Genomic DNA, 22,145 nt, shown 5'->3' with positions numbered 1-22,145 from the left:
CACCAGGTGATGCGCCACGATCGACAGCCAGCCCGATCGGGTGTTTCCAGCGTCGAACCACACGAACTGAACCATCACCCCCGCCGCCGGAGCCAACCGACTTGCTGCCGCACGCACTTCCTCGGCGATCACCTCTGAATGCTGTTCGGTGGCAGTTATTTCAACGCGACGCAGCAGCCGATCCACCTCGATCGCGCCGACTGGCGCAACCTCGAGCCCCGCACCGCGCTCGTCATCGACCAACCGCGACCGCAAGACGTCGTGCCGATCGATCACCGCAGCCAGCGTCGCCAGCAAGCCCGCCCGATCGATTCCGCTCGGCAGATCCAGCAGCAGCGACTGCGTGAAAGTGTCGAACCCCGCACCCGACTCGCGCACGAACCGAGCCACCGGCAACAGCGGCAGCCAGCCCACGCCACCACCGGCCAACTCCGCCAAGACCACGGCAGGCGCACGCCCGACCGCCACCGCGGCCAAGGCCGCCGCCGTCTGATGCTCGAACACTTCCCGGGGACTGATCTCGACCCCGAGTTCCCGTGCCCGCGACACCACCTGAATCGAGCGGATGCTGTCACCGCCGAGCTCGAAGAAACTGTCGTCCACACCAACCCGGTCGAGCCCCAACAGCTCGGCGAACACCGTGGTCAGGATCTTCTCCTGGTCGGTGCGCGGTGCCCGGTAGCGCGCCGATGAGGTGAGCTCCGGTTCCGGCAACGCGGCCCGATCCAGCTTTCCGTTGGCGGTCAACGGCACCGAGTCGAGGACGAGCACGGATGCAGGCACCATGAAATCGGGCAGCCGCTCGGAGGCGAACGCGCGCACCGCCGCACCGTCGAGTTCGGCATCGTCGGCGACCACGTATCCGATCAGCTGCTTGCCGCTGTCCAGACCACGCGCTACTACGACGGCCTGCGACACCGACGGATGCTGCGCCAGAACAGTTTCCACTTCCCCGGGTTCGACCCGGAAACCGCGGATCTTCACCTGATCGTCGATCCGGCCCGCGAACTCCAACTGCCCGGCGGTATTCCAGCGCACCACATCGCCGGTGCGATACAACCGGCCACCACCGGCCGGGTCGAACGGGTCGGCCACGAACCGCGCCGCGGTCAGCCCCGCCCGGCCACGATAGCCACGCGCCAACTGCGCGCCCGCCACGTACAACTCACCGGCGACCCCCACCGGAACCGGCATCAACCACGAATCCAGCACGAACACGCGCGTATTGGCGACCGGAACACCGATCGGCACCACCGCGGCCAACTCCCCCTCGGGCGTGCCGAATTCCGTCACATCGACCGTCGCCTCGGTCGGACCGTAGAGGTTGTCGACGCGCACGCCGCCGCAGCTCGCACGCAAGGCCTCGACGAGCCCCGAGGTGACCGTGTCGGCCCCGGTATTCACCTGCCGCAGACTCCGCAATGGCGTGCCGGGCAACGACTCGACGTATTCGACCAAGGCCGACAGCAACGGTGGCGTCGCGAACATCTTCGTCACCGAACGGTCCTGCACGAGCCGGGTGATCTCCACCAGATCCGACCGCTGCGCACTCGCCAGTACCACCGTGGCACCACCGCAGAGGGCGGGCCATATCTCATAGGTGGAGGCATCGAACGCGATCGAGGAGTGCACCAGCACGCGATCCTCGGGACCGGCCGACCAGGCCTGAGCAACGAGGTTGGCCACGTTGCGATGCGTGATGCCAACACCTTTCGGCGTTCCCGTCGATCCGGAGGTGTAGATCACGTACGCCAGATTCTGTGGTCGCGCCCGGACAGTGCGGTCCGCACCGGACCAGTCGGCGTTCGTATCGAGGCACAGGTGTGGCGCTTCGGTCCGCGGCAACGCCTGTGATGTCGCGGCATCGGTCACGACGACGACCGGTGCGGCATCGGTGAGGATGAACCCCAAGCGGTCCGAGGAGTATCCGGGATCGATCGGCAGATACCCACCGCCGGCCTGCAACACCGCCAGCAACGCCACGATCAGTTCCGCGGACCGGGGCAACGCCACCGCGACAACGGTGTCGGGACCCACTCCGCGTGAAATCAACACCCGCGCAAGCCGATCGGCGCGAGCATCGAGCTCCCGGTAGGTCAGCTCAGTTTCCCCGCAGACCACAGCCGCCGCGTCCGGGGTCGAGGCGACCTGCGCCTGGAACAACTCGACCAGGGTGCTTTCCGCGACCTCGACCGCGGTGTCGTTCCACCTGCTCAGCACCAACTCACGTTCATCAGCGCCGAGCGCCTCGACAGACCCCACCGGTGCACTCGGATCCGACACCACCTGCCGCAGGATCCGCGCCAACCGCGTCACCATCGCCTCGACCGTCGGCCGATCGAACAACTCGGTCGCATACTCGACGAACCCGCCCCACCCGTGACCGGCGGGCGCATCGGCGATATTGAAGAACAGGTCGAACCGCGAAGTCGCCATGGACACGTGGTAAGGCTCGAACCGCACCCCGGGCAGCGCCAGCGTCGGCAGGGCGTTGTTCTGAAATGCCAACGAGACCTGGAACAACGGATGATGCGCCGCCGACCGGGCCGGATTCAGCAACTCGACGAGCAACTCGAACGGGATGTCCTGATTCTCGTAGGCGGCCAACGCTTTTGCCCGAACCTGACCCACGACCTCGCTGAACGACGCCCCCGGAGCGACCGCCGTGCGCAACACCCACGTGTTGACGAAGAAGCCGACCAGATCGGACAGCGCGTCATCGGTGCGACCGGCGATCGGCGAGCCGACCGGAATATCTTCCCCCGCACCGAGTTTGAACAACAGCACCGCCAACGCCGACTGCAACACCATCGACACGGTCGCACCCTCACGACCGGCCAACCGTTCCACGTCCGCCCGCAGTTCCGCATCGACGGCGAACGGCACGACATCACCGCGATAGCTGGCCACCCGTGGTCGCGGCCGATCCATCGGCAGCCGCAGCTGCTCCGGCAGATCGTCGAGTTCGGCACGCCAGTAGTCGAATTGCTGGGACAGCACACTGTCCGGATCGGTCGATGAACCCAGCCAGTCTTGCTGCCAGAGCGTGTAATCCACGTACTGGACCGGCAGCGGCGACCACTCCGGCACCCGATCGTCGAGGCGAGCGGCATAGGCCACCGACAGGTCGCGCAACAGCGGTGCCGCCGACCAGCCGTCACCGGCAATATGGTGCAGCAACAGGACCAGCACACACTCGTCGGCCGAACACCGAAACACGCTGGCGCGTATCGGAATTTCCGACGAGAGATCGATTCCGTAACGCACTTCGGCGGTCACCGCCGCATCCACCTCGGCGGGAGCTACGTCAGCGACGTGCACAGGCACGTCGACACTGTCGAGCACCCGCTGGGCAGGGACGCCGTCCGCTTCCACGAAGATCGTGCGCAGACTCTCGTGCCTACCGACCACATCCCCGATCGCGGCGGCCAACACCGACACGTCGACCCCGTGCAGCCGCGCCACCATCGGCATGTTGTAGGTGGCAGACGGTCCTTCCAAGCGATGAATGAACCACAGCCGCCGCTGCGCGAACGACAACGGCACCACGTCCGGCCGCGGCCCCGCCAGCAACGCCGGACGCAGTCGCGCGCGGTCACCGAGCCGGGTCACCAGCTGCGCCACCGTCGGCGCATCGAACACCGTCCGGATCGGCACCTCGACACCGAACACCACCCGAATCCGGCTGGCCAGCCGGGTAGCCAGCAGCGAATGCCCGCCCAGCGCGAAGAAGCTGTCGTCGATACCGACCCGGTCCAGTCCGAGGATCTCGGCGAACAGCGCGGCCAGCATCTGTTCCTGGAGGGTGTTGGGCGCCCGATACGCTGCCGTCGACCTGAGCTCAGGGACTGGCAAGGCCGCGCGATCGAGCTTGCCGCTCGCGGTCAGCGGTATCGAGTCGATCACCAGTACCACCGACGGCACCATGAAGTCCGGCAACCGCTCGGCCACGAAACGACGAACATCCGCACCATCGAGGTCCGGCGAGCCCGTATGCCCGTTGCCTTCGATCGAGCTGGTTCGATCGGCGACCACGTACCCGACCAGCTGCTTGCCACCATCGACCGACCGCGCCACCACCACCGCTTGGGAAACCGAAGGATGTTGCGCCAGAGCGGATTCGACCTCCCCCGGCTCGACGCGGAAGCCGCGAATCTTCACCTGATCATCGACCCGGCCCGCGAACTCCAGCACACCCGCCGAGGTCCACCGCACCACATCACCGGTGCGATACAGCCGTCCACCGGCCGGATCGAACGGGTCGGCCACGAACCGCGCCGAAGTCAGCCCGGCCTGTCCGTAGTAACCGCGCGCCAATTGCTCACTGGCGACATAGAGCTCGCCGGGAACCCCGACCGGAACGGGCACCAACCACGAATCCAGCACGAACACCCGCGTGTTGGTCACCGGCCTGCCGATCGGCACCACCGCACCGACCACATCATCGGACACGCGATAGGCGGTCACGTCGACCGTCGCCTCGGTCGGACCGTACAGGTTGTCGATCCGATCGACCCCGCACTTGGCCTTCAGCGCGTCGACCAGCCCTGAAGTGAGTGTGTCGGCACCGGTATTGATCTGCCGCACACTCTGGAAGGGGTTGTCGGTCAACGACTCCACGTGATCCACCAGCGCCGACAGCAACGGTGGGGTCGCGAAAATCTTCGTCACCGACCAGGTCTCGACCAGCCGGGTGATCTCCACCACATCCGACCGCTGCTCGCCGGCGACAACCAGTGTCGCGCCACCGCACAGCGCAGGCCAGATCTCATAGGTCGAGGCATCGAACGCGACCGAGGAATGCACCAGCACCCGATCCTCGGCACCGGCCGACCAGGCCTGAGCGACGAGGTTCACCACGTTACGGTGCGTGATACCAACGCCTTTGGGTATGCCGGTAGAGCCGGAGGTGTAGATGACGTACGCCAGATTCTGCGGCCGTACCGCGCCGGTCAGATCCAGACGCACTTCATCGACATCGGCGGTGTCGAGATAGAGGTGCGGTGTTGCATGCTGTGGCAACGCATTTGCCGTCACCGAATCGGTCACGACAACAACCGGCGCGGCATCGGCGAGCACGAACGCCACCCGGTCCGAGGGATACCCCGGATCGATCGGCAAGTACGCACCACCGGCCTTCAGCACACCCAGCAATGCCACGATCAGCTCCACCGACCGCGGCAACGCTACCGCGACAACACGATCCGGGCCGACGCCGCGCGCGTTCAGCACACTCGCCAACCCGTCGGATCGCGCATCGAGTTCCCGATAGGTCACCTCGGTGCCCGCGCAGGCAACCGCGACCGCGTCCGGTGCCCGATCGGCCTGCGACCGGAACAGGTCGACCACGGTGACGTCCGGATCAACCGGTGCGGTGGTGTCGTTCCACCTGTGCAACAACAGCTCTCGCTCGTCGGCGTCGAGGACATCGATCGATCCCACCGGCATATCGGCTTCGGACACCGCCAGCCGCAGTATCCGCACCAACCGCGCCACCATCGCCTCGATGGTGGGCCGATCGAACAGGTCGGTCGCGTACTCGACGTACACATCCCACCCGGCCGGGGCATCGCCGACGTTGAACGTCAGATCGAACTGCGATGTCACCGCCGCCAACGCATACGGCTCGAACTCGACACCCGCCAGCTCCAAGGTGGGCGCGGTGTTGTTCTGCAAGCTCAGCAGCACCTGGAACAGCGGATGGTGCGACGCCGACCGCGCCGGGTTGAGCAACTCGACGAGCAACTCGAACGGAACATCCTGATTCTCGTAGGCCGCCAGCGCTTTCGCCCGAACCTGGCCGACGATCTCGGCGAACGACAACTCGGGCGTGACCGCCGCTCGCAGCACCCAGGTGTTGACGAAGAACCCGACCAGATCGGTCAGCGCGTCATCGGTCCGGCCGGCGATCGGCGAGCCGATCGGAATGTCCGCACCGGCACCGAGTTTGCACAACAGCACGGCCAGCGCCGACTGCAACACCATCGCCACCGTCGCACCCTCGCGGGCGGCCAATCCCTCGACCGCCGTGCGGATCTCGGGATCGACACGGAATACCACCATGTCCCCGCGATAGCTGGCCACTCGCGGCCGTGGCCGATCGGTCGGCAACCGCAACTGCTCCGGCAACCCGTCGAGCTCGCCGCGCCAGTACTCGAACTGCTGCGACAGCACACTGTCCGGATCGGACTGTGATCCCAGCAATTCCTGCTGCCACAGTGTGTAATCCACGTACTGCACCGGCAGCGGCTCCCACGCGGGCACCCGCCCCGACCGCCGCGCCGCGTACGCCACCGACATATCCCGCAGCAGCGGCGCCATCGACCAACCGTCACCGGCGATGTGGTGAATCAACAACATCACCACGCACTCTTCGGCCGCGTACCGGAACACGTTGGCGCGCACCGGAATTTCCGTAGACAGATCGAAGGCATAGCGTGACGCCGCGGTCACCGCCGTGGCCAACTCGGCCGGATCCACGTCGGTGATCGTCACCGGCACCTCGACACAGTCGGCGTCGATCACTCGCTGACCGGGCACCCCGTCGACTTCCTCGAAGACCGTCCGCAGGCTCTCGTGCCGCTCGACCACATCACCGACCGCGGCCGCGAACGCCGCCGCATCGAACGTGCCCGTCAACCGCACCGTCACCGGCATGTTGTAGGTGGCCGATGGCCCCTCCAGCCGGTGGATGAACCACAACCGCCGCTGCGCGAACGACAATGGGATCATCACAGACCCACCTCTCGATTCATCCGGCGCAGCGCCGGTCGGCGCGACGGCTCCAGCTGGGACCAGCGACCGGCGAGCTGGGCGACCGTGGCCGCCTCGAACATCACCTTGATCGGTACTTCGACACCCATTACCGCCCGTATCCGGCTGGCCAGCCGGGTCGCCAACAGCGAGTGACCACCCAGCGCGAAGAAGCTGTCGTCCACACCGACCCGGCCGACGCCGAGTATCTCGGTGAACAACTCGGTCAGGGTCTTTTCTCGTTCGGTGCGCGGGGCACGATATTCCCGCGCGGACACCAACTCCGGATCCGGCAGCGCCGCGCGATCGAGCTTGCCGTTCGCCGTCAGCGGCACCGCGGCGATCACCAGCACCACCGCCGGAACCATGAAATCGGGCAGCCGCTCGGCCACGAACCCGCGCACGCTGGCGGGCAGAAGGGTGTCCTGCGGATTGTTCGCATACGTGGCCGGATCAGCCGTCGCGGCGGACGACAGATACACGTCGGTCAGCAATCGCCCCTCGGTTGTCGCGCGGTCGAGGAACACCGCGTCCATGTGACCCGGTTTCGTGGACCAGGTGACCGCGGTGGTGTACCCGAGCTGCTGACCGAGCAGGTGCAGGTCTTCAGGCAGCGAGCCCGCGCCCGCTCGATCCATGGTGGAGTTGAGGATTCCTTCGAAATTCGCTGCGCGCGGGTCGTTGTGCCCACCGGTCGACACCGAGTGACCGGTCCGGATTCGATGCGCCGCCTCGATCTGCCCGGTCAGCCCGGCATGCGGGATTCCGGTGACGCGAATGCCGTCCCGGTGTTCGGTGTGCAGCAGCGTGCGCAGCCAATCGTCGTCGCGGAACTCGACTTTCGGCGTATCCGCCACCGACAGTGGTTTCGGCGGACTCTTGTGCAGCACCACGTCGTATCGGTACCTGGTCAGCTCATTGACCGAGAATCCGCGCTTGAGCTGGATATCGACGGCATCGAACCCGGTCTCCCGATCGCACAGGGCCAGGAAGTACTCCGGTGCCAGCAACAGTTCTTTCTCCGCGGACATGTCTCGGCGGACTCGATCTTCCACCACCGCGGGGTCGTCCCCGCCGTGGCGACTCAGGTGTACCGCGGTGGTGAACTCTTGCAGCAGTGCGAAATTCCGCACATCGCCGACGAACACCGCACCACCGGGCGCCAGCAGCCCCCGCACCTGCCCGAGCACCTGACGCAGATACCGTTCGCCCGGGAAGTACTGCGCGACGGAGTTCAACACCACCGTGTCGAAGTAGCCTTCCGGCAATCCGGTGGTGTCATCCGCCGCCTGCGCGTTCAGCACGACGCGATCGACCCAGCCCGCGTTCAGCTCACCCAGCTGCTGCCGCAGCGTCGCGATGGTCGCGGCCGACAGATCCGTCGCCCAGTACTCCGCGCAGTCGGGCGCCAGCTGCGACAGCAGCAATCCGGATCCGACGCCGATCTCGAGTATCCGTCGCGGACTCAACTCCCGGATGCGATCCACCGTGGCCGAGCGCCACTCCCGCATCTGCTCGACCGGAATCGGCGCGGCCGTGTAACTGCTGTTCCAGCCGCCGAAGTCCGAGCCGAACCCGGTGGGCCGCCGGTTGCCGTTGCCGTTGCCATTCCCGTTGGCCGCTCCGGCGTACAGGTCGTCGTACACTCGGCGCCACTGCCCCACCATTTCGTCCTCGGCAACGACCGGCCCCGACCGATCGGCCACGACGTAGCCGATCAGCTGCTTACCGCCGACGTCGGTATCGCGTGCCACAACGACCGCTTGGGACACCGAAGGATGCTGCGCCAGCACGGTTTCGACCTCGCCGGGCTCGACCCGGAAGCCGCGGATCTTCACCTGATCATCGATCCGGCCCGCGAACTCCAACACTCCGGCCGAGGTCCACCGCACCACGTCACCGGTGCGGTACAGTCGGCCACCGCCCGTCGAGTCGAACGGATCGGCCACGAACCGGGCCGCGGTCAAACTCGGCCGGCCGCGATAGCCCCGCGCCAGCTGCGAACCCGCGACATACAACTCACCGGCGACACCGACCGGAACCGGCACCAGCCACGGGTCCAGAACAAACACCCGAGTATTGGCCACCGGCAGACCAATGGGAACAGCTCCGTCGAGATCATCGACCGCGTCGTAATCGGTGACACACGCGGTGGTCTCGGTGGGCCCGTACCCGTTCATGACCTGAACGTCGGCATACTTCGCGTTCAGCTTGCCGACGACATTCGCGGTCAGCTCCGCGCCGCCGACGATGACCCGGCGCAATGTCTGTAAAGGCTTGTCGGGCAGGGATTCCACGTGATCGACCAACGCCGACAGCAACGGTGGCGTCGCGAACATCTTCGTCACCGACCGGCTCGTGATCAGCCCGGTGATCTCCACCAGGTCCGACCGCTGCTCACCGGCCAGCACCAGCGTGGCACCACCGGCCAGGGCGGGCCAGATCTCATAGGTGGAGGCATCGAACGCGACCGACGAATGCACCAGCACCCGATCGTCCGGTCCGGTCGACCAGGCCGATGTCACCAGGCTCGCGACGTTACGATGCGTGATACCAACACCTTTGGGGACACCGGTCGAGCCGGAGGTGTAGATCACATAGGCCAGGTTCTGCGGCCCCACCGCGACAACCGGATCCGTACCGGACTGGTCCCACGTATCAGCCCTGTCGAGGTACAGGTTCGGAGCTGCGCTGTCGGGCAACAGTTTTGCGGTGACGGAATCGGTCACGACGACGACCGGCGCGGCGTCGGTGAGAATGAACGCCAGCCGATCCGACGGATAGGCCGGGTCGATCGGCAGATACCCACCACCGGCCTGCAATACCGCCAGCAAAGCCACGATCAGATCCGCGGACCTGGGCAGCGCGACCGCGACAATGGTGTCGGGGCCTACCCCACGCGAGATCAGCACGCGCGCCAATTGACCGGCGCGGGTGTCGAGTTCGCGATAGGAGATCTCGGTGTCGCCACAGACAACGGCGACCGCGTCCGGTGTCCGCGCGACCTGTGCCCGAATCAGCCCGACCATCGTGTTGTCGACGACCGAAACGGCGGTGTCGTTCCAACGATGCAGCACCCGCTCGCGTTCGTCGGTATCGAGCACGTCGATCGACCCGACGGGTGCGGCCGGGTCCGACACGATCTGCCGGAGGATCCGCACGAACCGGCCCACCATCGCCTCGACCGTCGACCGGTCGAACAGCTCGCTCGCGTACTCGACGAGCCCGTTCCACTGCTGACCGGCGGGCGCGTCGGCGACGTTGAAGAACAGGTCGAACCGTGCGGTCGCGGTGGTCGCGAGGTACGGCTGGATCCGCGCCCCCGACAGCTCGAGATCCGGCAGCGTGTTGTTCTGGAATGCCAAGGACACCTGGAACAACGGATGATGCGCCGCCGAGCGGGCGGGGTTGAGCAACTCCACCAGCAGCTCGAACGGAACGTCCTGATTCTCGTAGGCCGCCAGCGCTTTCGACCTGACCCGAGCCAGGATCTCGCTGAACGACGCCGCCGAGGACACCTTCGCCCGCAGCACCCAGCTGTTGACGAAGAACCCGACCAGATCGGCCAGCGCCTCGTCGGTGCGGCCGGCGATCGGGGAACCGATCGGAATATCCTCCCCTGCACCGAGTTTGAACAACAGCACCGCGAGCGCCGACTGCAGCACCATCGATACCGTCGCACCCTCGCGAGCGGCCAAACGCTCCACCGCGGTACGAATCTCGGGATCGATTCCGAACAGCACCATGTCGCCGCGATAACTGGCCACCAGCGGACGTGGCCGGTCCGTCGGCAGCCGCAACTGCTCCGGCAGCTCGTCGAGTTCGGCCCGCCAGTAGTTGAACTGCCGCGACAGCAGGCTGTCCGGATCGTCCGCCGAGCCGAGCACCTCGTGCTGCCACAGCGTGTAATCCACGTACTGCACGGGCAACGGCTCCCACGCCGGTGCGCGATAGTCGAGGCGCGCGGCATAGGCCTCCGACAGATCGCGCAGCAGCGGCGTCATCGACCAGCCGTCACCGGCGATGTGATGGATCAGGATCACGGCGACGCACTCGTCGGCATCACAGCGAAACACGTTGGCGCGGAGGGGAATTTCGGAGGACAGATCGAATCCGTAGCGCACCGCGGCGGTCACCGCCGCATCCACCTCGACGGGAGCCACCTCGGTGAGATGCACCGGCACCTCGACGCTGTCGAGCACCCGCTGCGACGGCACCCCGTCGGCATCGACGAAAACCGTCCGCAGACTCTCGTGCCGCGCGACCACATCACCGATCGCGGCGCGCAGCACCGACACGTCGACGCCGTGCAACCGCACCGCCAACGCCATGTTGTAGGTGGCCGACGGTCCTTCCAACCGGTGGATGAACCACAACCGCCGCTGCGCGAACGACAACGGCACCACGTCCGGCCGCGGCCGAGCCAGCAGCGCGGGGCGCACTTGCACTTCCGCATCGAGCCTCGGGACCAGCTCCGCGACCGTCGGCGCGTCGAAGACCGTCCGGATCGGCACCTCGACGCCCAGCACCACCCGGATCCGGCTGACCAGGCGGGTGGCCAGCAACGAGTGACCACCCAGTGCGAAGAAGCTGTCGTCGATACCGACCCGGTCGAGTCCGAGGATCTCGGCGAACAGATCGGCCAGGACCCGCTCCCGCTCGGTGCGCGGAGCCCGATATTCCAGTGCGGTACCGAAATCCGGATCCGGCAGCGCCGCCCGATCGAGCTTGCCGCTCGCGGTCAGCGGCACCGCGTCGATCACCAGCACCGTCGCGGGCACCATGAACTCGGGCAGCCGCTCGGTCACCCACCGCCGCACCTCGGCGGCCAGCAGGCCCGCGTGCGGGTTGTTGGCGTATGCGCCGGGATCGTCCACGGGTGTCGTCGCGACGTACACGTCGGTCAGCGGTTGGCCCTGTGCGGTCGCGAGATCGATGAAGACGGCGTCCATCCGGTCCGGCTCCGCCGACCAGGTGACCGCGGTCGTGTAGCCGAAGTGCTCTCCCAGCAGGTGCAGGTCCTCGGGAACCAGGCCCGCACGGTCGGTGCCGGTCTCGAGAATTCCCTCGAAATCGACGCCGAGTTCATCGGTGGTGGTGCCGGGCAGACCCGCCCGGATGCGGTGCGCGGCCTCGACCTGCCCGACCAGTCCGGCGTGCGGGATCCCGGTGACCCGAATGACGTCGGTATGCCGGGTACGCAGCAGGGTGCGCAGCCAATCATGGCCACGGAAACCGGCTTTCGGCGTATCGGCGACCGACAGCGGTTTCGTCGGAGCCTTGTGCAAGACCACGTCGTAGCGGTACCGGGTCAGCTCGTTGACCGACAGGCCGCGTTTGAGCTGGATGTCGACGGCATCAAATCCCATTGCGTCACTGCGCAGCCCGACGAAGTACTCCGGTGCCAGCAACAGTTCTTGCTCGGCGGCGATGTCTCGGCGGACTCGATCACCGACCGCGACGGGATCATCGCCACCGTTGCGACTGATCTGTACGGCAGTGGTGAACTCTTCCAGCAGAGCCAGATTGCGCACGTCGCCGACGAATATCGCGCCACCGGGGGCCAGCAGTCGCACTACCTGTTCCAGGACGGTGCGCAGGTAGTTCTGGCTGGGGAAATACTGAATGACGGAGTTGATCACCACGGTGTCGAAATGACTGTCCGGCAGTCCGTCGGAGTCATCGCCCGCTTGGGCCCGCAGCACAACACGATCGGTCCATCCCGCGTCGAGTTCGGTCAGCTGTTGGCGCAGCGAGGAGATGGTGGCGGCCGAGAAGTCAGTCGCCCAATACTCTTCGCAGTCCGGTGCCAACTGCGCCATCAGCAATCCCGAGCCGACACCGATCTCGAGCACCCGCCGCGGTTTCAGTCCGCGAATCCGGTCGACCGTGGCCGACCGCCACTCACGCATCTGCTCCAGCGGAATCGCTGCACCGGTGTAGCTGCTGTCCCAGCCGCCGAAGTCCGAACCGAAGTCGGCTACCGCACCTGAGACACGCTGGGTGCCATCGTCTTTACTGATCTCGATGCCGGAGTACAGGTCGTCGTACACCCGACGCCACTGCCCCACCAATTCGTCTTCACCGACGACCGGCCCGGATTGATCGGCGACCACGTACCCGACCAGCTGCTTGCCGGTGTCGGTGTCGCGTGCCACCACCACCGCCCGGGTCACCGAAGGATGTTGTGCGAGCACCGTTTCGACCTCGCCCGGTTCCACCCGGAAGCCGCGGATCTTCACCTGATCATCGGCGCGGCCCGCGAACTCCAACTGGCCCGCGCTGTTCCAGCGCACCACGTCCCCGGTCCGGTACAACCGGCCACCGGACGGATCGAACGGGTCGGCCACGAACTGGGCCGCCGTCAGTCCCGGCCGACCGTGATAACCACGCGCCAACTGGGCACTGGCGACATACAGCTCGCCGGCCACACCGACCGGAACCGGCACCAGCCACGAATCCAGCACGAACACCCGCGTATTGGCGACCGGTGCACCGATCGGCACCACCGCGCCCACCACGTCGTCGGGGACCTGATAGGCGGTCACGTCGACCGTCGCCTCGGTCGGACCGTACAGGTTGTCGACCCGGCCGACCCCGCACTTGGCCTTCAGCGCGCCGACCAGTTCGGTGGTGAGCGTGTCGGCACCCGTATTCACCTGCCGCAGATTCTGGAAGGGGTTGTCGGGCAACGACTCCGCGTGCTCGACCAAGGCCGACAGCAACGGCGGCGTCGCGAACATCTTCGTCACCGACCGGGTTTCCACGAGCCGGGTGATCTCCACCAGATCCGACCGTTGCTCACCGGCGACCACCAATGTCGCGCCACCGCACAGCGCAGGCCAGATCTCGTAAGTGGAGGCATCGAAGGCGATCGAGGAATGCACCAGTACCCGATCCTCCGGGCCGGTCGTCCACGCCTGGGCGACCAGGTTCACCACGTTACGGTGCGTGATACCAACGCCTTTGGGAACACCGGTGGAACCGGAGGTGTAGATCACGTAGGCCAAGTTCTGCGGCGCGGCGACAGCCCGCTGCAGACCTGACCAGTACTCCGCGTCGGCCGCATCGATGTGCAGGCAAGGAGTTGCCGACTGCGGCAGCGACGGCGCGGTGGCGGAGTCGGTCACGACGACCACCGGCGCGGCGTCCGCGAGCACGAAGCCCAGCCGGTCCGAGGGATAGGCCGGATCAATCGGCAGATACGCCCCACCGGCCTTCAACACCGCCACCAGCGCCACGATCAGTTCCGCCGACCTCGGCAACGCGACCGCGACAACACCATCCGGGCCCACCCCACGCGAGGCAAGGACGCCCGCCAGCCGGTCGGCTCGGATATCGAGCTCCCGATAGGTCAGCTCGACATCCGCACAGACCACTGCGACCGCGTCCGGCGTACTGGCGACCTGGGTCGCCAGCAATCCGACCAGCGTGGTGTCGGGTATCGCAACGGTGGTGTCGTTCCACTGGTGCAGCACCAGTTCGCGTTCGGTGTCGCCGAGCACGACGATCGACCCCACGGAAACCTCTGGCGTCGACACCAGCTGCTGCAGCAAGCGCACCAGCCGCCGCGCCATCGTCTCGACCGTCGACCGATCGAACAGCTCGGTCGCGTACTCGACGAACCCGTCCCACCCGGCACCGGCGGGCGCATCCGCGATATTGAAGAACAGGTCGAACCGCGCGGTCGCGGTGGAGGCTGGGTAGGGCTCGATCCGCACACCCGAGAGGTCGAGGGCGGGCAGTGTGTTGTTCTGGAAGGCCATCGTCACCTGGAACAACGGATGATGCGCCGCCGAGCGGGCCGGGTTCAGCAGCTCGACGAGCAGCTCGAACGGAACATCCTGATTCTCGTACCCGGCCAGCGCTTTCGCCCTGACCTGGCTCAGCAGCTCGGTGAACGAGGCCGCCGGAACGACGGTCGCGCGCAGCACCCAGGTGTTGACGAAGAACCCGACCAGATCGGTCAGCGCCTCGTCGGTCCGACCGGCGATCGGGGCGCCGATCGGAATATCCTCTCCGGCACCGAGTTTGAACAACAGCACGGCCAGCGCCGACTGCAGCACCATCGATACTGTGGCACCCTCACGGCCAGCCAATCGTTCTACCGCGGCGCGGATTTCGGGATCGATGCCGAACGGCACCATATCCCCGTGATAGCTGGCCACGCGTGGACGCGGCCGATCCATCGGCAGTCGCAACTGCTCGGGCAGCCCGTCGAGCTCCGCACGCCAATAGTTGAACTGCTGCGACAGCACGCTGCCGGGATCGGTGGCGGAGCCGAGCAATTCGCGCTGCCACAACGTGTAATCCACGTACTGCACCGGCAACGGCCCCCACCCGGGCGCTCGATCCTCGAGACGCGCCGCGTACGCCACCGACAAGTCGCGCAGCAGCGGCGTCAACGACCAACCGTCGCCGGCGATGTGATGGATCAACAGCACCAGCACGCACTCCTCGGCATCACGACGGAACACGTTGGCGCGCAACGGGATTTCCGACGACAGATCGAATCCGTAGCGGACCGCCGCGGTCACCGAAGCAGCCAGCTCGGTGGTACCGACGTCGGTGGTCCCGACGTCGGTCACCGCGAACGGGATCTCGACGCGATCGGCGTCGATCACCCGCTGGGACGGCACGCCATCGGTAGCGGCGAAGACCGTACGCAGACTTTCGTGCCGGGCGACGACATCGCTGATCGCCGCCCGCAATGCGGCGATATCGGCCCCGTGCAACCGCACCGCCAGCGCCATGTTGTAGGTGGCCGACGGACCCTCGAGCCGGTGGATGAACCACAACCGCCGCTGCGCGAACGACAACGGCACCACGTCGGGACGCGGCCCGGCCAGCAGTGCCGGACGCACCTGGACCCCCGCATCGAGCCTGGTCACCAACTGCGCCACCGTCGGCGCGTCGAACACCGTCCGGATCGGCACCTCGACGCCGAGCACCACCCGAATCCGGCTGGCCAGGCGGGTGGCCAGCAGCGAGTGACCGCCCAGCTCGAAGAAGCTGTCGTCCACGCCGACCTGATCACGCCCCAGGACCTCGCCGAACAACTCGGCCAGCACCCGCTCCCGCTCGGTGCCCGGCGCTCGATACCGCACCGAGGACACCAGCTCCGGCTCCGGCAGTGCCGCGCGATCCAGTTTCCCGTTCGCGGTCAACGGCACCGAGTCGATCACCATCACCACCGACGGCACCATGAACTCCGGCAACCGATCCGCCACGAACGCACGCACCTGGGCACCATCCGGCGCAGTCCTGTTCGCATGTCCGTTGCTCGCGACCGGGATGGTTCGATCGGCGACGACGTAGCCGGCCAACTGCTTGCCGCCGTCGGTCTCGACCGCTACCACTACCGCCTGGGCTACCGAAGGATGTTGCGTCAGTGCGGCTTCGACTTCGCCGGGCTCCACCCGGAAGCCACGGATCTTGACCTGATCATCGACCCGGCCCACGAACGCTAACTGCCCGGCGGCGTTCCAGCGCACCACATCACCGGTGCGATACAACCGGCCGCCGGATGGATCGAACGGATCGGCCACGAACCGGGCAGCGGTCAGCCCGGGCTGATCGTGGTAGCCGCGCGTCACCTGCGCACCGGCGACGTACAACTCACCGGCCACTCCCACCGGGACCGGCAGCAGCCACGAATCCAGCACGAACACTCGCACATTCGCCAATGCGGAACCGATCGGCACCGAGGCACCGCTGTCCGGTCCGCCGTCCGCCGCGAAAACCGTAGTGAACACCGTGGTTTCGGTCGGACCGTAGCCGTTGACTACGCCGGCCCCCGCAATGCTCGATTGCAGTCGGCGCACCAGACCCGAGGTGAGTTCGGCGCCGCCGACGATCACCTGGGTCAAGCTCCGGAACGGGTTGCCGGGCAACGCCTCGACCTGATCGAGCAGCACCGACAGCAAGGCCGGTGTCGAGAACATCTTGGTGACCGATCGCGCCGCGACCAGCCGGGTGATCTCGGCCGGGTCCGAGCGCTGCTCACCGGCCAGCACCACGGTGCCGCCGCTGATCAGCGCGGGCCAGATCTCGTACGTGGAGGCGTCGAAGGCGACCGAGGAATGCACCAGGACCCGTTCACCGGGACCGGTCGACCACGACTGGGAGGCCAGGTTCGCGACGTTACGGTGTGTGACAGCAACACCTTTCGGCACGCCGGTCGACCCGGACGTGTAGATCAGATACGCCAGATTGCCAGCCCGTACGGTGACGGCGCGAGCGCTGCTGACCGCATCGACTTCATCGACGTAGAGGTGCGGTGTCGTGTTGCGGGGCAGGGTGTTTGCCGTGACACGATCGGTGAGGACGATGACCGGGGCAGCGTCCACGAGGATGAACGCCAAACGATCCGAGGGATACGCCGGATCGATCGGCAGGTATCCGCCGCCGGCTTTCAGCACCGCCAGCAATGCCACGACCAACTCCACCGACCGCGGCAATGCCACCGCGACAACACAATCCGGCCCGACGCCGCGCGAGATCAGGACCTGCGCGAGCCGATCAGCCTTGATATCGAGGTCCTCGTACGACACCTCGGTATCCGCATAGACGACCGCGAGCGCATCCGGCGTCGCGGCGACTTGTGCCTGGAACAACCCGACAACCGTGACGTCTCGGTCGACCGGAGCGGCAGTGTCATTCCACCGGCGCAGCACCAGGTCACGTTCGTCCCCGTCGAGCACGTCGATCGACCCGACCGGGGCCTTCGGTTCCAGCACCAAGTGCTGCAGTATTCGCACCAGCCGCCGCGCCATCGCCTCGACCGTGGTCCGATCGAACAACTCGGTGGCGTATTCGATGTATCCGTCCCAGCCGAGCGCGGCCGGAGCGTTCCCATTGTCCCGCACCGCAACGGCGTCGCCGATGTTGAAGGTCAGATCGAATCGCGACGTGGTGACGGGCGCGGTATACGGCTCGATCGCGACATTCGGCAGCTCCAGTGTGGGCACGGCATTGTTCTGCAACGTGAGCAGGACCTGGAACAGCGGATGGTGTGCCGCCGAGCGGGCCGGGTTGAGCAACTCGACCAGCAACTCGAACGGTGCGTCCTGATTCTCATAGGCCGCCAACGCTTTTGCCCGAACCTGGCCCAGCAGCTCGGTGAACGATGCGGCCGGTTCGACGGCGGCGCGCAGCACCCAGGTGTTGACGAAGAAGCCGACCAGATCGGACAGGGCATCATCGGTGCGACCGGCGATCGGTGAGCCGATCGGAATGTCCTTCCCCGCACCGAGTTTGAACAACAGCACCGCCAACGCCGATTGCCACACCATCGACACGGTCGCGCCCTCGCGACCGGCCAACCGTTCCACGTCGGCCCGCAACTGCGGATCGATGCCGAACACCACCGCGTCGCCGCGATAACCGGCCACCCGCGGCCGTGGCCGATCGGTCGGCAACAGCAACTGCTCCGGCAAACCGTCGAGTTCACTACGCCAGTACTCGAACTGCCGCGACAGCACACTGTCCGGATCGGTCGACGAGCCGAGCAATTCTTGTTGCCACAGTGCGTAATCCACGTACTGCACCGGCATCGGCGCCCACTCAGGTGCACGCCCGTCCCTGCGCGCCACATATGCTGCGGACAGATCCTGCAACGTGACCGTCGCCGACCAGCCATCACCGGCAATGTGGTGAATCAGCAACACCAGCAGCCATTCATCGGCCCCGTACCGAAATACGCTGGCCCGCAGCGGAACCTGCGTGGACAGGTCGAACCGATGCCCCGCCGCTTCGGCCACCGCGGCGTCGACCTCGGCCGGGTCCACGTCGGTCACCGTGATCGGTACCTCGACACCGGCATCCAGTACCTGCTGCGTCGGGACACCATCGACCTCGACAAAGATCGTGCGCAGACTCTCGTGCCGGGCCACGACATCGCCGAGCGCGGCCGCGAACGCCACCGGATCGAACGCGCCCGTCAACCGCGCGGCCAACGGCATGTTGTAGGTGGCCGACGGCCCTTCCAGGCGGTGGATGAACCACAACCGCCGCTGCGCGAACGACAACGGCACCACGTCCGGACGCGGCCGGACCCGCAGCGTCGGACGCATCTGCACCTCGGTATCGAGCCGAGTCGCCAACTGCGCCACCGTCGGAGCGTCGAAGACCGTCCGAATCGGCACCTCGACGCCGAGCACCACCCGGATCCGGCTGATCAGCCGGGTGGCGGACAACGAATGACCGCCCAGCTCGAAGAAGCTGTCGTCGACACCCACCCGGTCGAGACCGAGCACCTCGGCGAACAATACGGCGAGGGCCCGCTCCCCGTCGGTACTCGGTGCCCGATACGCCATCGCTGAGGCGAACTCCGGTGCGGGCAACGCGGCACGATCGAGCTTCCCGTTCGAGGTCAACGGCACCGAGTCGATCACCATCACCACGGTCGGCACCAGGAACTCCGGCAGCCGCTCGGCCGCGAACCGGCGTACCTCCGCCCCCTCGAGCCCACGCCCGCCCGCGTGGCCGTTGCTCGCGACCGACCTGCTCCGCTCGGCGACCACATACCCGACCAGCTGCTTGCCATCCGCGCTGTCACGGGCCACCACTACCGCTTGTGACACCGAAGGATGGTGCGCCAGTATCGTTTCGACTTCACCGGGCTCCACCCGGAACCCGCGGATCTTCACCTGATCGTCGGCCCGGCCGACGAATTCCAGCGCCCCGCCCCACGTCCATCGGGCCACATCTCCGGTCCGATACAACCGGCCACCATTCGGATCGAACGGGTCGGCCACGAATCGGCCCGCGGTCAACCCCGCCCGCCCGTGATAACCACGCGCCAACTGCGCACCGGCAACATACAGTTCACCGGCTACGCCGACGGGAACCGGCAGCAACCACGGATCCAGCACGTATGCCCGCATGTTCCCGAGTGGGGCTCCGATCGGGCTGCCACCCCGGGAGACCTGTGCCGCCGACAGATCCAGCTTGGTGACATGCACAGTGGTTTCGGTGATCCCGTACATGTTCACCAGCGCGGGCAGGTCACTATGATCGGACGAATACCAAGGCTGCAAGTGAGCCGGGTTCAATGGCTCTCCGCCGAAAATCACCATCCGCAAGGCGGATTCGGTAGTGCCGCAGGCTGATCGAGCCTCCGCCAGCGCGTAGAACGCGGAAGGAGTCTGATTGAGGATCGTCACGCCCTTCCCGGTCACCAGGTGCCACAGGTCCGCGGGCGTGCGCACCACATCCCACGGCACGACCACCACCCGGCCGCCGTGCAGCAGCGCGCCCCAGATCTCCCAGACCGAGAAGTCGAACGCTTGGGAATGGCACCACGCCCAGACGTCATCGGCACCGAACTCACACCAGGGAGCGGTGCTCAGGAAGAGTGCGGCCGCATTGCGGTGGGTGACGGCAACACCCTTCGGCGTTCCGGTGGAACCGGACGTGTAGATCAGGTACGCGAGGTTGCCGGGACGCGGCGTAGCGACCCGGTCCACCACAGACGGTGCCGAGTCGGCGTGTTCGACAAAGATGTAGGGAACCTTGCTGTGCGGCAGCGCTTTCGAGGTTTCGACGTCGGTGAGAACGGCGATGGGCGCGGCATCGTCGAGAACGAACGCCAGCCGCTCGGCCGGATAGGCCGGGTCGACCGGCAGGTATGCGCCACCGGCCTTGGACACCGCCAAGATCGCGACGATCAGCTCCACCGACCGCGGCAACGCCACGGCCACCACACTGTCCGGCCGCACACCACGCGAAATCAGTGCTCGCGCAATACCGTTCGCCCGCTCATCGAGCTCCCGATAGGAGAGCTCGACTTGACCGGACACCACCGCCACCGAGTCCGGCGCCTGCCGCACCCGGTCCTCGAACAACCCCACCAGGGTCGCAGTCGGATCGACCGGCACCGCCGTGTCGTTCCACGCCTCGACCACCAACTCGCGATCGGCCCCGAGCACATCGACCGACCCGATCGGCACGGCCGCATCGGCTATCGCCTGCCGCAGATAACGGGCGATCGATCCCAGGTAGCCCTGCACGTCGTCGTCGGTATAGAGCTGGGCGTCCCCCTCGATCCGCAGGTAGCCACCGCGCGACGACTGCCGCTCGTAGTAGAAGACGACCGTCAGATCCCCGCTGTTGCCCGCCGAATAGACCTGGAGATCGGCCGTCCCGCCCGCCATCTCCAGCGCACCGAAGAAGGACATGACGTTGATCACCGGACCGAACGGATTCCCCTGCGTGTTCGGCATTTTCAAGTCGCGCCGGATGTCCGACAACCCATATCTCAGGTGATCCCGTGCGCCCGAGATGGTGCGGTGGATCCGCACGGCCAGGTCGCCGAGGGACAGATCCCGGCTCGACTCGACCAGCATGGGCACGGTGTCCGAGAGCTGGCACGGGGTCCGCCCCGCGACGCCGACTCGATTGGAAACCGGTATCTGCAAACAGAATTCGTCGCGCAGCGCATAGCGCTGGATCGCCGCCGCCGCGACCGACATCAACAGATACGGCAGCTTGACGCCGACCGATTGCGCGACGCTCATCAGGTCGCCGAGCTCAGCGCCGGAAAAGCCGTAGGTGCCACCGATCCGGCCCGGCGCTACACCGTCGGCGGCGCTGCCGGGCAGTCGCAGCGGGTCGATCCCGGCGGGCAGCTGCCGGCCCCAGTAGTCCCGATCCGCCGCCTGCTGGGTGCGGCGGTACTCGGCATCGCTGTCGATGATGTCGTCGAGGCGCGCGAAACCCGCTGCCGCGATGGGCTTTCCGGCCGCCAGCGCGCCGTACACATCGAGCACCCGCTGGGCCCAGGCGGCCACGCCGACGCCGTCCATGATGATGTGGTCGAAGCACATCGACATGATGTAGTGGTTCGTACCGACCTCGAGCACCGCGACGCTCAGCAGCGCGTCGTGCTCGAGATCGAAACCGACCTCGCGTTCCCGGGCCATGTAGTCGAGTGCGGCCTCGACCGGATCCCGCTTCTCGGTGAGATCCAGGTAGGACGGCGTCCAATCGGTGGTGTCCCGCGCGACCTGCATCGGCCCGTCCGCGCCGCGGACGAAATTCACCGTGAGCGCCTCGGATTCGGCGAACGCGTGCCGCAGCGCGGTGAAGAAATGATCCAGTGCCAGTTCGGCGCGAATGTCGATGTAAATAATACAGTTATTAGGAATATCCGCCAGCTCGTGCGCTATCCACAGCTCTTTCTGAATAGAAGTCAGGCTGCGCAGCAGTGATTTGTTTCCCGATTGCATGGCAAACTCCCTCGCTTATCACCTTTGCCGGGTGGTATCGATCTGCAGCTGGCCGAAAGAATTCGTTTTCGGCGATACCGACCCTCGGCACGTGCATCGCCGGATAGCACCGCAACGCGCCCTACTGACCCCGACTCCGTTCCCCCCGAATCACCGTGTGCG

General features: G+C 66.5%; 2 protein-coding genes. Both read right to left on the bottom strand.

Features of this window, described 5'->3' with window-relative positions:
* Window positions 1-6,732 (bottom strand): amino acid adenylation domain-containing protein (locus tag ACFWF1_RS11025; RefSeq protein ID WP_379322172.1); only part of this gene is annotated, 6,732 nt, incomplete at its 3' end.
* Complete coding sequence (locus ACFWF1_RS11020; protein ID WP_379281613.1) at window positions 6,732-21,983, bottom strand: amino acid adenylation domain-containing protein; 15,252 nt, start codon at window positions 21,981-21,983, stop codon at window positions 6,732-6,734. The genes ACFWF1_RS11020 and ACFWF1_RS11025, both read right to left, overlap by 1 nt.
* Window positions 21,984-22,145: the final 162 nt, after the last annotated feature.

The organism is Nocardia sp. NPDC060255 (assembly GCF_042727395.1).
Lineage (GTDB): Bacteria > Actinomycetota > Actinomycetes > Mycobacteriales > Mycobacteriaceae > Nocardia.
The sequence above is the reverse complement of the archived record's forward strand: the minus strand, read 5'-3'. Positions and strand labels throughout refer to the sequence as shown.

Bases quoted from the DNA above. Each gene is read 5' to 3' on its own strand.
- ACFWF1_RS11020 (WP_379281613.1), bottom strand. From the start codon at position 21,983: ATGCAATCGGGAAACAAATCACTGCTGCGCAGCCTGACTTCTATTCAG.